Origin of the sequence: Pseudarthrobacter scleromae, assembly GCF_014644515.1 — a bacterium.
Lineage (GTDB): Bacteria > Actinomycetota > Actinomycetes > Actinomycetales > Micrococcaceae > Arthrobacter > Arthrobacter scleromae.
The window spans coordinates 459,724-474,002 of sequence record NZ_BMKV01000004.1; the positions used below are offsets into that span (position 1 = coordinate 459,724).

The window sequence follows — 14,279 nt, forward strand, 5'->3', positions numbered from 1 at the left end:
GACAAACGATAGATTCTGCAGTTCCATTAGAATATCTTCATGAACTTCGAACATCTCCGTGCCCTCGCCGCGATCGTGGACGAGGGAACTTTCGAGGCCGCGGCTGATCTGCTGGGGATCAGCCCCTCCGCCGTCAGCCAGCGCATCAGGGCCTTGGAAAAGTCCGTAGGGCAGGTGGTGGTTCGCCGCAGCGTACCGTGCACCCCCACCGATGCTGGCTCGATCCTGCTGCGCATGTCCCGGCAGGTGCAGGTCCTTGAGGCGGAAACGTGGGAGTCGCTGGGAACTGGTGTTTCCTCCCGGGCCGTAACTCCCATTGCCGTGAATGCCGACTCCCTTGCCACGTGGTTCGTCAACGTGCTCCATGAGGCCAGCAACTGGTCGGAGACCACCCTGGATCTGCATGTGGAGGACCAGGACCACAGCAGCCAGCTCCTGCGCCGAGGTGACGTTCTCGGGGCGATCACCTCCGACCCCACGCCCGTCAACGGGTGCCGGGCGGAACGGCTGGGTTTTATGCGCTACCTGCCCGTATCCACCCCGGGGCTGCGCAAGCGCTTCAAAGCCGGCAGCGGGGTGGACTGGCAGCGCATGCCCATGCTCCAGTTCAATGCCAAGGACAACCTGCAGCAGCTGCAGCTCAAGGCCCGCGGCGTACAGCAGGCGCCACCAACACATTTCATCCCTTCATCCGAGGGATTCCTTGCAGGTTTGAGGGCAGGCCTTGGATGGGGAATGATTCCCGAGCTGCAGCTGGGAACGGACCTCGCCGACGGCTCCCTGGTGGTGTTGAAGGAGCGCGAGCACCATGACGTCGCGCTTTACTGGCAGACCTGGACCTTGGACTCACCACGGCTCGATCGCGTCACCAACGCCATACGGAAGGCCAGCAGCCAAGAGCTGCGTGGCACGCGGCAGGATAGCTAAGCACGCATCAGCTTCGCGGCACGCACCAGCTGACCTGCTATTGGGCTTCCTGGTGGTGGGGGTGCTGTTGAGTGGTAGGTGTGGCCGGTGGGGGTCCGGTATTCGATGGTGTGCCTTGGGCCCGGCCGCGGGATGGTTTTCCAGCCGTGGTTTTCCTTGGTGTGGTTGCAGGCCTCGCACAGCCCGGCGGCGTTGCCCAGGCTGGTGGCTCCGCTGGCATGCCAGGCCACCACGTGGTCGTGATGCCTGATGGGCGCATCACAATAGGGCGTGCGGCAGGTGTCATCACGGGCCTGGATTAAACGGCGCAACGCGGCCGGGAACAACCGCGCCCGCGAATCCATCCCCACCAGGTCCCCCGCCCCCGGGGCCGTGTACAGTCGCCGCAGCCACACCCTGAAATCCTGCCCGCCAGCCCCAACGCCAGCGCTGACCAGGCTGCGGGCCCAGCCGGCCGGGACAATCCCGTAACCGGGAAGGCGTGCCGGTTCAGGATCCCCCTGGAACAAAGTCCTGTCGGTCATGACCAGCTGGATCTCCACACCACTGACACCGCCGGGGGTGCCGGCGGTCCGCTCCACCAAGGTGTCGGCCATGATCTGCCCCCGGGAACGCTCATCACCGCCGGCACGCAAAGTATCAGCATGCGCGCTTAGTGCCGCATACGCCGCCACGCCCTCCGCGACCGGCAGCAGCGCCGTCAGGCGCGCCATGGTGTCCGGGGCCGGACGCAGGCTCACACACCGCTCCCCGGCAGCATGGGCCGCCCGCTGTGTCACCGAACGGGGGTCCCGCCGGTACGCCGCAGCCCTCGCCGCAGCCACAACGGCCCGGTCCCCGGCCCCGGCAAAAGTACCCGTGTCAGCGGCCAACTCCTCATCAACCGCGCACCGGTCCGCCGCGCCCAGGCACGCCGTCTCCCGCACCACCAGCGTGGCCCGCCACTCATTCAGCCGGCCAGCATCCAGCGCAGCCAGGGTACGCGGCATCTCCGCCACCAGCGCCTTGGCCAGCCCGAGCAGCCGCCCGCCCCGGGACGGCGACTCACCCCGGGCCAACGCAACCTGCGCCGCCACCCCCTGGCCCAGCTCCGCCGCAGGAATCCCGGCCTCGGCCTGCTCAGCGCGCTGGGCAAGATCGAACGCCACAGCAACCCTCGCCTGCGCAGCCGCAATGGCCGCCTTCAGCTCCTCCAGGCCCCGCAACTGGTCAACCAGCGCGGCACTGTCAGAGGACACGGGCAAACACCGAACCTTGCTAATCAAATCCTGAACGGTGCCCTCCATAACCACAGTCTTCCAGCGACCCCTGACAATCAGAGGCTGCGGAAATCGCTATGTGGATAACGCCCAGACTCGACCCGAGCCCCTACTCGGCAGCGCCGCCCAACACCACGTTCACCGGCTCCTTGCCCTCAAGCATCAGGCCGATCTGCTGCTGGACCAGCCGGACCATCCGCGGGAACATCGCCGAACTGGCCCCGCCCACGTGCGGAGTGATCAGCACGCCGGGTGTGGACCACAGGGGGTGGTCCACCGGCAGCGGTTCCGGATCCGTCACGTCAACAGCAGCACGCAAACGGCCCGTGGATGTCTCCGCCAGCAGCGCATCCGTGTCCGCCACCGCCCCGCGGGCCACATTGACCAGCAGCGCCCCGTCCGGCATGGCGGCCAGGAACTTCGCGTCCACCAGCTGCCGTGTCTGCTCAATGAGGGGCACGCTGACCACCGCGATGTCATGCAGCGGCAGCTGCTCATACAGCGAGTCGATGCCGAAGATCTTCCCGCTGGAATCCTCCCGCTCGCGGCTCGCCATCCGGGTCACGTGCGTTTCGAACGGCAGCAGCCGGGCCTCGATGGCCTTGCCCACTCCCCCGTAACCCACCAGCAACACGCGCCGGTCCGCGAGGCTGGGCCGCTGGCTGTTGTCCCATGTCCCGGTGGCCTGGTTGCGCACGAAGTCGTCCATGCCGCGCTGGCTGGCAATCATCATGCCCAGGGCGAGCTCCGCCGTCGACGTCTCATGGACCCCTGCCGCGTTGGCGAAAACGCAGCCGGCGGGCAGCACGTCCGCCACGCCGTCGTACCCTATCGACTGGCTCTGGACCAGGCCGATGTCCACGGACTCCAGCGCGGCCAGCACCTCGGGCCCGCGCATGTACGGCGGCACCACGATGTCCAACCGCCCGGCCGGGGCAGGCCCGGAAAAGTCCCACACATAAAATTCGACGCCGGCAGTGGGCGCGAGCGCGTCCAGCAGTTTCTGGTCCGGAAGGGAAACCTGCAGCGGTGCACTCACGCGGCCACCACCAGCTTCACGTCCGCGGCACGCAGCGCCGTCTCGATTTCCCGCGGCGGCGGCGCGTCCGTCACCAAAACGTCCGCCGCGTCAAAGGCTGCCAGCCGGGCCAGCGCATACCGCAGCATTTTCTGGTGTGTTGCCACTACTACCACCTGTTCCGCAGAGTTCATGAGGGCGATCTTAGTGGCGCGCTCCACGTCCCGCTCTATGTAAAACGCTTCGTCGTGGATACCGCTCACGCCGATGAAAGCCGTCTTGGCGCGGAGGCCGGCGGCAGCACTGACAGTCATGGGACCGTTGAACGCCTGGCTGTCCAGGAGCAGTTCCCCGCCCAGGCAGATGGTGCGGGCAGCGGTCAGCTGGAGGCAGCGCTGGATGGCGGGTGCGGAGTGGGTGATGATGGTGCCTGTGAAGGACGTGGGCAGCTCCTGCGCGATCTGGTACGTCGTAGTCCCGGCGTCCAGGATGACGGCGTCCCGTTCCCCGATCATGGAGATGCAGGCCCGCGCCACCCGGAGCTTCGCGTCGGCGTCCTCCCGCACGCGGGCGGCGAAGTCCGCGTTCTGGCCCTGTCCATGGATGGCGCTGACCCCGCCGTGAACCACCCTGACCAGGCCCAGCTTGGACAGTACCCTGGTGTCCCTGCGCACGGTCATGTCCGATACCGCAAAGGTCTCGGCCAGGTCCGTCGTGGAAATAAACCCGCGCCGGCCAAGTTCCTCCAGGATGGTGCGCTGGCGGGGCGTCAGCGGCGCCTCTTCACGTGCGGTGCTCATATCCCCTTCTTCCTGCCCCACCCGCCGGCCCCCGGCCCGCGAAGTGTTGCTTTTCCAACACCAACTTACCTAGTGCCGTACCCCGGCACCGGCATTCGTAAGCTCTACGGGGCGTCCCTCCGTAATGGAACGCTCTGCCGCCAGTCCCATCCGGACCGACTGCAGGCCGTCGGCCACCGTCACCTCAACCGGCCCTTCACCCAGGATCGCCTGCCGGTACCCCAGGTGCTCGTAGTAGGTGGAGCCGTGGTGGGCGCCCGCGGCAAGCACTGCCTCATCCACCGGGACCTCGTGCTTTTCCGGTCCGAGCGGCGAGCGCGGGCTGAACTCAACGGTGGCTTCCGCTTCATCGCCTTCGATCCAGTGGTTGGCCGCCACCGGAATGAGCGTCTCGATCTTGGCGGCATCGCCCACAATGGAGATCCGCTCCTGGAACTTGGAGCCCTCGGCGAACATGGACAGTTCCAGCATCGCCCGGCGGCCGCCCTTGAAGTCGACAATCACATAGGCGTTGTCGATCATGTCCGACACACGGCCGTCGTACACCTCATCCATGTGGTTCACGTCGTGGCCGCCGCTGGCGTACACACGCACGGGCTCATCCTGCAGGATCAGCCGCATCAGGTCGAAGAAGTGGCAGCATTTTTCCACCAGGGTCCCGCCGGTCCGCTCCGCGAAGCGGTTCCAGGCATCCACCTTGTGCAGGAACGGGAACCGGTGCTCCACGATGGACAGCATGTAGATGTTGCCGAGCTTGCCGTTGTGCGCGGCCTGGATGACTTCCTGGACCGGCGGCATGTAGCGGTATTCCATGGCAACCCACACAGGTGCAGGGTAGTCCGCGGCGAGCGCCTCGAGTTCATCTGCCTGCGCGGCGGTGGTGCACACCGGCTTCTCCACGAGCACGGGCAGGTTGGTTCCGCTGGCGAAGATGTCCTTGAGGATGGCCAGGTGCGTGTCGTTGGGGCTGGCGATCACCAGCGCGTCCACCAGCCCGGAGGCGAGCAGTTCCTGGTGCGAGGGGAAGGTCTGCACCTCGTAGCCGATCTCAGCGGCGGTCTCCTCCAGGGATGCGGGCTGGGGATCGGAGACTGCGGTGATCCGGCTGCCGGGAATCAGGGCGAGGTTCCGGACGTGTTCGCGGGCCATGTGGCCGGCGCCGATGAGGCCGTATCGGATGGTCCGGACCGTTTCCGCAGAAGGCAATGACATGTGCTGCTCCGTTTCTCTACGTTGAGTTTTTGGGGGGACCGTGGCGTTGCATCCCAAACAGAACTATACCGAAAGTGTTGTTATTCCAACATAGCGTGTGTATATTTCTTCAGTACCAGCCGGAACTACAACGAGGTGGAACGTGCCCCAACCGTCAACTGGAACCCTGCTCTTCGTAGGCTGCGCCACGCTTGACTCCATCGCATTGGTGGAGGATTACCCCGCAGCGGACAGCCGCACCGTCGCTTCGGACTTCGCGACGGCGGGTGGCGGCCCGGCCGCCACCGCAGCCGTGGCAGCGGCCCGCGCCGGTGCAAACACAGCTTTCGCAGGTGTCCTCGGCACCGACGAGGAAGGCGACCGCATCATTGCCGGCCTGCAGGCCGAAGGCGTGGACACCTCCGCGGTGATCCGCGATCCCAACGTCAAAACGGGTGCCAGCGTGATCGTGGTCAGCAAGGCATCCGAAAGCCGGGCGATTGTCACCCGGCCCGTGCCGCCGGTCAGTTTTCCGGCCGGGAGCCGGTTCCACGCGCTGGTGGAATCGGCAGCCTGGGTCCACGTGGACCATCTGGGCTGGAACGCCGTCGCATCCCTTCCGGCCTTCAGCGCCGGCAGCCTGAACGTCAGTGTGGATGCCGGCAACCCCATCGCGTCCTTCAGCCTGCGGGGCGTGGCCCTCTACGTCCCAACCATCGAACGGCTCCAGGCAGAGTACGGCGGGCACCACTCCCCCGAGGCGCTCCTGGGCAAAGCGGTCGACGACGGCGCCTCCGCCGTCGTCGCCACCGCCGGCTCTGACGGTGCCTGGGTCAAGGACGGCACCGCGGACCCGCTCCACGTGCCCGCAACGCCCGCCGCCATCGTCTCCACCCTGGGCGCCGGCGACGTCTACCACGGTGCCCTGCTCGCCGCCGTCGCCGCCGGACTTTCCCTGGCTGACGCGGCAGCCTTCGCCGGCCGCACTGCCTCCGCCTCCTGCGAAGGGCTGGACGGACGCTCCACCATCCCGCACCAGACCATCACCCCAGTCCTTACGTCCAACCACACCGCCTAGCTGAAAGAAGCAGCCCATGAGCCCCACAGACCTCTCACCCCTCCAGCGCCCGTCAGGCGCCTTCGCGATGCTCGCCGTCGACCAGCGCGAAGCCATGCGCAACATGTTCGCCGAACACACGGACCAGCCCGTCACGGACCAGGACCTCCAGGACTTCAAGCTTCAGGCCGCTAAAATCCTCACCCCCTACGCGTCCGGCGTCCTCATCGACCGGCAGTTTGCCCTGGACCAGGCCATCGCGGACAACGTGGTGGACCCCAGCTGCGGGCTGATCGCCTCGGCGGACCACTTCGAATCCGCGCACGGCGAGCTGGTGGGCGAGGTGACCATCGACCGCCTGGTGGACCCGCACAAGTACAAGGCCCTGGGCGTCAAGGCGCTCAAACTCCTGGTGCTGTACCGCCCGGACGAGCCCGCCGAAGGCAGGGTGGAAATGGTCCGCGAATTCGTGGACAGCTGCCGGTCCGCGGGGCTCATCAGCATCATCGAGCCCGTCTCCCGCAAGCCTCTGGCCGGCGGGGACTTCGACTGGAACGCCGGCATCCTCGCCGCCGCCAGGGAACTGGGCAGCCTGGGGGCGGACCTGTACAAGGCCGAGGTCCCCTTCCACGGCCAGGCCCCCGAAGCCGAGGTCCGGGCCGCATGCGCCGAGCTCACCAACGCCATCGACGGCCCCTGGGTGGTGCTCTCCTCCGGCGTCCCCGAAGACGTCTTCCCGGATGCAGTCCGGTGGGCCTGCCTGGAAGGTGCCAGCGGCTTCCTCTCCGGACGCGCCGTCTGGGCCTCCTGCATCGGAGCGCCCGACGTCGTCGAATCCTTGTCCACAGACGCCGTCCGGCGGCTGCAGCGCCTCTGTGCCGTGGTGGACGACGTCGTCACCGCGCAAAGGACCAACGCATAAACACTCCCGGAGGGCCACAGCGTCAGAACCGTGGCAACCCCGTTCCGCAGTCAACAACAGGCACAGCAAAACACTCAACGAGGAGATTATTGTGAGTCAGATTTCACGCAGGCAGGCCATCGCACTCCTGGGAGCCCTGGGCTTCGGCGCCACTGCCGCAGCCTGCGCCGGCCCCGGCGGATCCACGGCACCGGGCGGCGCCACCGGTCCGGCTGCCCCCGCCACCGGTGACATCACCGGCAAGGTGTCCTTCGCCCACTGGCGCGGTGAGGACAAGGTGGTCTTCGACGAGCTCATCAAGCGCTTTGCCGCACTGCACGACGGCGTTGAAGTAGCCCAGGACATTTCCACGTCCAACGACTACAACGCACAGGCCCTGCAGAAGCTTCGCGGCGGCTCCATCGGCGATGCCTTTGCCACCTTCCGCGGATCCCAGTTCAAGAACTTCACCGAGGCCGGCATCTACACCGAGCTTAAGGACAGCAAGGCCGTCTCGAACTACCAGGAGGGGCTGCTCTCCGCCGGCAAGTCGGGCGAGAGCCAGCTCGGACTGCCGTACCAGGTGGTGTTCCCCATGCCGATGGCCAACGTGGACCTGTTCGACAAGGCCGGCGCCGACCTCGCACCCAAGGACTGGGACTCGTTCCTGGCCATGTGCGAGAAGCTGGCGTCCTCCGGCGTCATCCCGATCTCCTGGCCCGGCGGCGATGTTGGAAACGGCGGCCAGCTGTTCAACTGCATGATCGCCAACAACGCCCCCGTGGACGACATGTGCGCCCAGATCGAACAGGGCAAGCTCAAGGTCACGGACGACTGGTTCATCAAAATGCTCAATCAGTACAAGGACCTGGTTCCGTACCTCCAGCCCAACGCCACCGGCACCGCTGTGGAGCCTGCCCAGAACCTGTTCTCGCAGGGCCAGGCAGCCATGCTTGCCACCGGCTCATACCACATTGCTGCCGTCCGCGGCCTGGGCGCCCAGTTCCCCATCGAGCTGGTGTTCCCCAACACCTCCGACGGCAACGCCAAGTATGAGGGCGTGTACAACGCCACCTTCATCCTGGGCGTCAACTCGGCCAGCAAGAACCAGGCCGCAGCGGCTGCCTGGATCGATTTCCTCTCCGAGCCGGAGAACGCCGCCTACTACGCCAACGAGACGGCGCAGCACGTGTCCGTGAAGGACGTGGACTACACCAACCCGGACCTGAAGCGCCTGAGCCCCTGGCTGGATAAGAACACAGCACTGGCCGCCCGGTTCCAGTTCCAGAACCTGGATGTCCGCAACGCCGTGGAAGCCAGCGCCACCGCCGTCATCTCGGGCACCAGCCCCGAGCAGGCAGCAGAGGCCGCCCAGAAGATTGTTGACGAACGGATATGAGCACCCATACCGGGCTGCCTGCGAAGCGGAAGGCACCAGGCAGCCCTCCCGACGTGAATGCCAACAAAGGGCGCCGCCGCTCGCCCACCCGGGTGAATCCGGTGCTGTACCTCTTCCCGCTTCCCGCCGTAGCCGTCATTGCCTTCTTCCTGGTGATGCCCACGCTGCAGGCCTTCCAGTACGCCCTCACGGACTGGAACGGTTTCTCGGCGGCGTTCAACTACGTGGGGCTGGACAACTTCATCCGGGCGTTCACCAACGACTCACTGTTCACGAACGCCCTCACGAACAACCTCAAGTTCGTGCTGCTGGTGGTCATCGCGCAAACTTTCTTTTCGCTGATCCTTGCGCTGCTGCTGACCAAGAACTCGCGGGGAAGCGTCCTGCTCCGCGCCCTGTTCTTCTTCCCCACCATCCTGTCCTCGGTGTCCGTGGCCTTCATCTGGAAGTTCATCTACGATCCCAACTTCGGCCTGGCCAACGCGGTGCTGGGCGGCGTGGGGCTGGAAGCCCTCCAGAGCTCCTACCTCGGCAACGACGCCCAGGCCCTGTACTGGGTGGCCGTGACCCAGGTGTGGTTCCACGCCGGCCAGATGATGGTGGTGTACATCGCGGGCCTGCAGGCCATTCCGCGGGAACTCTACGAGGCAGCAGAGATGGACGGTGCCAACAAGTGGCAGCAGTTCAAGTCCATCACCTGGCCGTTCGTGGCCCCGGCAACGTCCATTGTGGTGGCCTACACCACGGTGCAGTCGTTCAAGGCCTTCGACCTGATCCTGGGCATCGCGGGCAACCCGCCCAAGCAGTCCCTGGACATCCTCTCCACCCGCATCTACAGCACTTTCGCCAACTCGGAGTTCGGCTACGCCGCAGCCCAGTCGATCATCTTCATGGCCATGATCGCCCTGGTCACCTGGCTCCAGCGCCGGCTGCTCCGCCTCACCCCGAAGGGGGAATGACATCATGCTCTCGTCAATAACCCGCCGCGGAATTCTCGCGATCTACGCGGTCATCATCATCGTTCCGCTGACCGTGGTGGGGTTCGGCAGCTTCAAGTCCACGCAGGAACTGTTTGCCGGGCCGTTCAGCCTGCCGCAGTCCCTGTCACCGGGCAACTACGCAGAGGTGATCGGCGGCCAGGACCTGGGTTCGTCCTTCATGAACAGCGTGATTGTCACCGCCATTTCCGTCCCGCTCACCCTGTTCCTGGCCAGCCTGGCCGGCTACGCCGTCTCCCGCCTCAAGGGGTTCATGTCCTGGGCCATCTTCGGCTTCCTGGTGCTCGGCATGGCCATCCCGGCACAGGCCAACATGGTTCCGCTGTATGTCCTCTTTGGCCGCCTGGGTCTACTGGACAGCCTGGCCGGACTGGTGCTGGCAAACCTGGTGTCCACCCTGCCCATCGCCGTCTTCATCCTGGGCGGGTTCATGCGGACCCTGCCCAAGGAACTCTACGAAGCATCCTCGATTGACGGCACCGGCCCCTGGCGGACCTACATCTCCATCGCCCTGCCGCTCTCCGCCCCGTCCATCGCCGCGGCTGCCATCTTCCTGTTCGTCATCCACTGGAACGAACTGCTGTACCCGCTGCTGTTTATCCAGTCGCCCGGCAACCGCACCCTGCCGCTGGCGCTGCTGAGCTTCCAGGGCGAGTTCCAGACCGACTACCCGCTGCTTTTTGCCGGCGTCATCCTGGCCTCCCTGCCCGTGGTGGTGGCCTACGTCTTCCTGCAGCGGTACTTCGTTGCCGGCATCACCGCCGGCGCCAGCAAGGGATGAGCATTACGACGGCGGCGGCGGACTTCCGCGCCCGCCCCGCCGTCCCGGACTTCTCCCTGCCCCACGAAAGGCATCATCCGTGAACCTCAAATCAGCCCAACACCTCGTCAACGGCACCTGGCACGCCACCGGCACCTCCAAGCACGTGACGGACCCCGGAAACGGCAGCACCGTCGGTGAGGTCGCCTGGGGCACCGCCGCGGACGCCACCCAGGCAGCCGACGCGGCTGCCGAGGCCTTTGGGTCTTGGTCCCGCACCACCGTGCGGAACCGCGCCGACCTGCTCCGCAACGCAGCCGACCTCCTTGCCGAACGCCGCGATGAACTCGCCCACACCCTGGCCCTCGAGGCAGGCAAGCGGCTCCCCGAAGCCCAGGGCGAAGTGGACTTCTCGGTGGAATACTTCCGCTGGTTCGCCGAGGAAGCACGGCGCACCACCGGCACCGTCAGCCCGCCCGAGCTGCAGGGCCGCCGCCACCTGAGCCTGCGGAAGCCCATCGGCGTGGCCCTCAGCCTCACCCCATGGAACTTCCCGGTCTCCATCCAGGCCCGCAAACTCGCCGCGATGCTCGCCGCAGGCTGCACCGTGGTGGGCAGGGTCTCGGAAAAGGCGCCACTGGCCGCCACCGGCCTCTTCGAGGTGCTGCACGACGCCGGATTCCCGGCGGGCGTGGTCAACCTGGTCCACGGCCCCTCCCGGGAGATCACCGCGGCCCTGCTCAAGCACCCGGCCGTCCGGGCCGTCAGCTTCACCGGGTCCACCGGCGTGGGCAAACAAATCATGGCATCCGCCTCGGACCGGGTGGTCCGGCCGCTGCTTGAACTGGGCGGAAATGCGCCCTTCATCGTCTTTGAGGACGCCGACCTGGACGCCGCCGTCGAGGGGGCAGTGCTGGGCCGGCTCCGCAACACGGGCCAGTCCTGTGTGGCAGCCAACCGCTTCCTGGTCCAGGACAGCATCGCCGGGGAGTTCGCCGCCAGGCTGGCCGCGCGCTTCGACGAGATGAGCATCGGCCACGGCGTTCCCGACGACGGCACGCCGGTCCCGGACCTCGGCCCGGTGATCGACGCCGAGCGGGTCTCAGCCGTGCAGGCCCTGGTGGACGACGCCCTGGAACGCGGCGCCCGCCGCGTCACCCAGCGGACCGAGGTGCCGGCCCAGGGCTCCTTCCTGGCGCCCACACTCCTGACGGACGTTCCGGACGACGCACCCCTGGTGACCGAAGAAGTCTTTGGTCCGGCAGCCGGCGTCGTGACCTTCTCCTCGGAGGAGGACGCCATCCGGAAGGCCAACGCCACCGAGATGGGCCTGGCCGCCTACGTCTGGAGCAGCAGCCCAAAGCGAGGCTGGGACATTCCGGAGCAGCTCGAAGCCGGCATTGTGGGCGTCAACGACCCCCTGCCGTCCGTGGCCTTCGCACCCATGGGCGGTGCCAAGCAGTCAGGCCTGGGCCGGGAAGGCGCAAGCCTGGGCCTGGAGGAGTTCGAGGAGGTCCAATACGTGGCCTGGCGGCCCTAGATGCTGACCACCGGGCTGGTGCTGGGCGCCGTCGTCATGGGTGCCGGGATGCAGCGCATCACCGGCATGGGCTTCGCCCTGGTGGCCGCGCCCTTCCTGGTCCTGCTCCTGGGCCCGGTGGAAGGGGTGGTGCTGGTGAACGTGTGCGGCGCCGTGACTGCCGGTGCCATCATCTTCCGGGTGGCCCGGGACATCGACTGGAAACGGTACGCGGCCCTCACGGCGTCGGCGGTGCTGGGGATCGTGCCGGCGGCCTTCCTGATCCGGCTCATCCCGCCGGCGGTCCTGGAGATTTCTATTGGAGTGATCCTGGCCGTCGGGCTGACCGTCCTGCTGGCCCTGAAGTCCGCCACGCTGCCGGCCCGGCGCCGCTACCTTCTCACCGCGGGCGGCCTCAGCGGGTTCATGAACACTGCGGCTGGCGTCGGCGGGCCAGCGGTGAGCATGTACTCCATCGCCACCCGGTGGCAGCACAAGTCCTTCGCTGCCACCATGCAGCCGTACTTCTTCACCATCGGCGCGCTGTCCCTGGCCTCGAAAGCCCTGACGGCGCCCGCGACGTTCCCCTCACTTCCCGTTGCCATGTGGGCGGCGGTTGCCGGGGCCTGCCTCGTCGGGCTGGTACTCGGCGACGTCGCTGCCCGCTTTGTCCCCGCCCGCGCCGCCCAGATCCTGCTGATTGTCCTGGCCTACCTGGGCGCGGCAGCCACCATTGTCCGCGGCGTGCTCGACGCCGTCGGGTAACAAATGCATGTATCCAACGAACACCACTAACGAAAGGGCGGCCATGACTGCCACCTCCCCGCACAAAAGCCCCTTGCGCGTGTCCACCAGCAACGGCGAAACCATCTCGCTGACGGTTGATGCCGGCGCTCCGGTGACCATTCAGCTTGACGTTGGACACGACTGCAGCCGTGGCGGCGCTGCCCGGCGCGCCGGCGCATACACAGATACCGACTTCGGCACGCGCTAACTGGACTAGTTTCGGACGTGCACCCGCATCAGAAAGAGGAAATGACATGACGTGGCTTAACAGTGCCGCCCACGCACGATGGCTCGAGGCAGAAACCGACCGGCTGATCAATTTTGCCGCAGCGTCAAAGGTGCCCACGGGATTCGGCTGGCTCGACAACAACGGCAAGGTATTCACCGACAAGCCGACCCATCTCTGGATCACCGCCCGGATGGTCCACAGTTTCGCTGTCGCCGCGCTGATGGGACGGCCGGGTGCGGGGACGCTCGTGGACCACGGCATCGCGGCGCTCAACGGCGTGTTCCACGATGACGAGTTCGGCGGCTGGTTCGCCGAGGTGGACGGGAACGGGCCGGTGAACGACACCAAATCCGGCTACCAGCACTCCTTCGTGCTCCTCGCCGCCGCCAGCGCCGTTGCGGCAGAACGTCCAGGAGCCCGGGAACTGCTCGACGAGGCCCTGCGGATAGCCGACACAAGGTTCTGGGATCATGAAGCCAACATGTGCTTCGACTCGTGGAACCGGGAGTTCACGGAAACCGAGGCCTACCGTGGCGGAAACGCGAGCATGCACTCGGTTGAGGCGTACCTCATCGTGGCCGATGTCACCGGGGAGGACCGCTGGCTGGAACGGGCCCTCCACATCGCCGAGGTGCTGATCCACAAATTTGCGCGCAACAACAACTACCGGGTCTTCGAGCACTTCGACCCGGACTGGACCCCCATGCCGGAGTACAACACCGACGACCGGGCCAGCCAGTTCCGGGCTTATGGCGGGACCCCCGGCCACTGGGTTGAGTGGGCGCGGCTGCTCCTGCACCTCCGTGCCGGACTCGAGGCCCGCGGCCTGGACGTCCCCGACTGGCTGCTCGAAGACGCTCGCGGCCTGTTCGACGCCGCCATCCGCGACGCCTGGCAACCGGACGGCAATCCCGGATTTGTGTACACGGTCGACTGGGAGGGCAAGCCGGTGGTCACTACCCGCATCCGCTGGGTTCCCGCGGAGGCAATCGGCGGGGCGGCGGCTCTGTACATTGCCACCGGCGAGAAGAAGTATTCGGACTGGTACGAGCGGATCTGGGACCACGCCCGCGATTGGTTCATCGACTACGAGCACGGATCCTGGAAGCAGGAGCTCGACGAGCACGGCAATGTCACCTCCACCGTATGGTCCGGCAAGGCGGACATCTACCACCTCTGGCACTGCCTGGTAGTGCCGCGCCTTCCGTTGGCGCCGGGGCTCGCTCCGGCCGTCGCGGCCGGCCTGCTGGACGCACGGCTAACCGCCGCCACGCAGGTCAGGGAACCGGCCGCCCGCTGAATCCACAGGTGCGGCCCGACGCGCCGAAAACGGCAGCGGGGACGCGCCGGGAACGGCACGGAGCAGGGGGCAGGATCCTGTAAATTTAAGGGAGGAATTCGTCCGGCCAGCGAGCCGCGTTCCACCCCTCCCCCT

General features: G+C 66.6%; 14 protein-coding genes. 10 read left to right on the forward strand and 4 right to left on the reverse strand.

Annotated features, from left to right (window positions below; genetic code table 11):
* The first annotated feature begins 39 nt into the window (after positions 1-39).
* Positions 40-927: a LysR family transcriptional regulator ArgP gene (locus IEX33_RS12965; protein ID WP_188730764.1), complete on the forward strand. Its 888-nt coding sequence runs from the start codon at positions 40-42 to the stop codon at positions 925-927.
* Here the strand turns inward: IEX33_RS12965 and IEX33_RS12970 are convergent.
* From IEX33_RS12970 to IEX33_RS12985, 4 genes are all read right to left on the reverse strand, one after another.
* The gene (locus tag IEX33_RS12970) at positions 924-2,213 is read right to left on the reverse strand and encodes an HNH endonuclease (RefSeq protein WP_188730766.1); all 1,290 of its coding nucleotides are present in this window, start codon (positions 2,211-2,213) and stop codon (positions 924-926) included. The two genes, IEX33_RS12965 and IEX33_RS12970, sit on opposite strands and share 4 nt — an antisense overlap.
* Positions 2,214-2,295: 82 nt before the next feature.
* Positions 2,296-3,225, reverse strand: coding sequence for a 2-hydroxyacid dehydrogenase (locus IEX33_RS12975; protein ID WP_188730767.1), 930 nt, complete (start codon positions 3,223-3,225; stop codon positions 2,296-2,298).
* Positions 3,222-4,004 carry a DeoR/GlpR family DNA-binding transcription regulator gene (locus tag IEX33_RS12980; RefSeq protein WP_188730769.1) on the reverse strand — a complete coding sequence of 261 codons (783 nt, stop codon included), beginning with the start codon at positions 4,002-4,004 and terminating at the stop codon, positions 3,222-3,224. The genes IEX33_RS12975 and IEX33_RS12980 overlap by 4 nt, the downstream gene beginning before the upstream one ends.
* Positions 4,005-4,073: 69 nt before the next feature.
* On the reverse strand, positions 4,074-5,216 hold the full coding sequence (locus IEX33_RS12985) for a Gfo/Idh/MocA family protein (protein WP_188730771.1): 1,143 nt from the start codon (positions 5,214-5,216) through the stop codon (positions 4,074-4,076).
* Positions 5,217-5,358: 142 nt separating this feature from the next.
* On the opposite strand from IEX33_RS12985, the gene IEX33_RS12990 reads away from it, so the two are divergent.
* The 9 genes from IEX33_RS12990 (at position 5,359) to IEX33_RS13030 (ending at position 14,144) form a co-directional block, all read left to right on the forward strand.
* Positions 5,359-6,273 (forward strand): PfkB family carbohydrate kinase, encoded by a 915-nt coding sequence (locus IEX33_RS12990; protein ID WP_188730773.1) that lies wholly within the window; start codon positions 5,359-5,361, stop codon positions 6,271-6,273.
* Between the two features lie 16 nt (positions 6,274-6,289).
* Complete coding sequence (locus IEX33_RS12995; RefSeq protein ID WP_188730775.1) at positions 6,290-7,174, forward strand: aldolase; 885 nt, start codon at positions 6,290-6,292, stop codon at positions 7,172-7,174.
* Between the two features lie 91 nt (positions 7,175-7,265).
* Entirely contained in the window at positions 7,266-8,552 is a 1,287-nt protein-coding gene (locus IEX33_RS13000; protein ID WP_188730777.1) for an ABC transporter substrate-binding protein, read from the forward strand.
* Positions 8,549-9,511, forward strand: a complete 963-nt coding sequence (locus tag IEX33_RS13005) for a carbohydrate ABC transporter permease (RefSeq protein ID WP_188730779.1) — start codon at positions 8,549-8,551, stop codon at positions 9,509-9,511. Before IEX33_RS13000 ends, IEX33_RS13005 begins: the two co-directional genes overlap by 4 nt.
* 4 nt (positions 9,512-9,515) lie before the next feature.
* Positions 9,516-10,331, forward strand: coding sequence for a carbohydrate ABC transporter permease (locus IEX33_RS13010; RefSeq protein WP_188730781.1), 816 nt, complete (start codon positions 9,516-9,518; stop codon positions 10,329-10,331).
* Positions 10,332-10,410: 79 nt separating this feature from the next.
* Positions 10,411-11,850 carry an NAD-dependent succinate-semialdehyde dehydrogenase gene (locus tag IEX33_RS13015; protein WP_188730783.1) on the forward strand — a complete coding sequence of 480 codons (1,440 nt, stop codon included), beginning with the start codon at positions 10,411-10,413 and terminating at the stop codon, positions 11,848-11,850.
* The gene (locus IEX33_RS13020) at positions 11,851-12,594 is read left to right on the forward strand and encodes a sulfite exporter TauE/SafE family protein (protein WP_188730785.1); all 744 of its coding nucleotides are present in this window, start codon (positions 11,851-11,853) and stop codon (positions 12,592-12,594) included. It begins immediately after the preceding gene.
* A gap of 43 nt (positions 12,595-12,637) precedes the next feature.
* Positions 12,638-12,823 (forward strand): hypothetical protein, encoded by a 186-nt coding sequence (locus IEX33_RS13025; protein WP_188730787.1) that lies wholly within the window; start codon positions 12,638-12,640, stop codon positions 12,821-12,823.
* Positions 12,824-12,869: 46 nt separating this feature from the next.
* Positions 12,870-14,144, forward strand: a complete 1,275-nt coding sequence (locus tag IEX33_RS13030; RefSeq protein ID WP_188730789.1) for an AGE family epimerase/isomerase — start codon at positions 12,870-12,872, stop codon at positions 14,142-14,144.
* The last annotated feature ends 135 nt before the right edge of the window (positions 14,145-14,279 follow it).

Bases quoted from the DNA above. Each gene is read 5' to 3' on its own strand.
- IEX33_RS12965 (WP_188730764.1), top strand. From the start codon at position 40: ATGAACTTCGAACATCTCCGTGCCCTCGCCGCGATCGTGGACGAGGGA.
- IEX33_RS12970 (WP_188730766.1), bottom strand. From the start codon at position 2,213: ATGGAGGGCACCGTTCAGGATTTGATTAGCAAGGTTCGGTGTTTGCCC.
- IEX33_RS12980 (WP_188730769.1), bottom strand. From the start codon at position 4,004: ATGAGCACCGCACGTGAAGAGGCGCCGCTGACGCCCCGCCAGCGCACC.
- IEX33_RS12985 (WP_188730771.1), bottom strand. From the start codon at position 5,216: ATGTCATTGCCTTCTGCGGAAACGGTCCGGACCATCCGATACGGCCTC.
- IEX33_RS12995 (WP_188730775.1), top strand. From the start codon at position 6,290: ATGAGCCCCACAGACCTCTCACCCCTCCAGCGCCCGTCAGGCGCCTTC.
- IEX33_RS13005 (WP_188730779.1), top strand. From the start codon at position 8,549: ATGAGCACCCATACCGGGCTGCCTGCGAAGCGGAAGGCACCAGGCAGC.
- IEX33_RS13010 (WP_188730781.1), top strand. From the start codon at position 9,516: ATGCTCTCGTCAATAACCCGCCGCGGAATTCTCGCGATCTACGCGGTC.
- IEX33_RS13020 (WP_188730785.1), top strand. From the start codon at position 11,851: ATGCTGACCACCGGGCTGGTGCTGGGCGCCGTCGTCATGGGTGCCGGG.
- IEX33_RS13025 (WP_188730787.1), top strand. From the start codon at position 12,638: ATGACTGCCACCTCCCCGCACAAAAGCCCCTTGCGCGTGTCCACCAGC.
- IEX33_RS13030 (WP_188730789.1), top strand. From the start codon at position 12,870: ATGACGTGGCTTAACAGTGCCGCCCACGCACGATGGCTCGAGGCAGAA.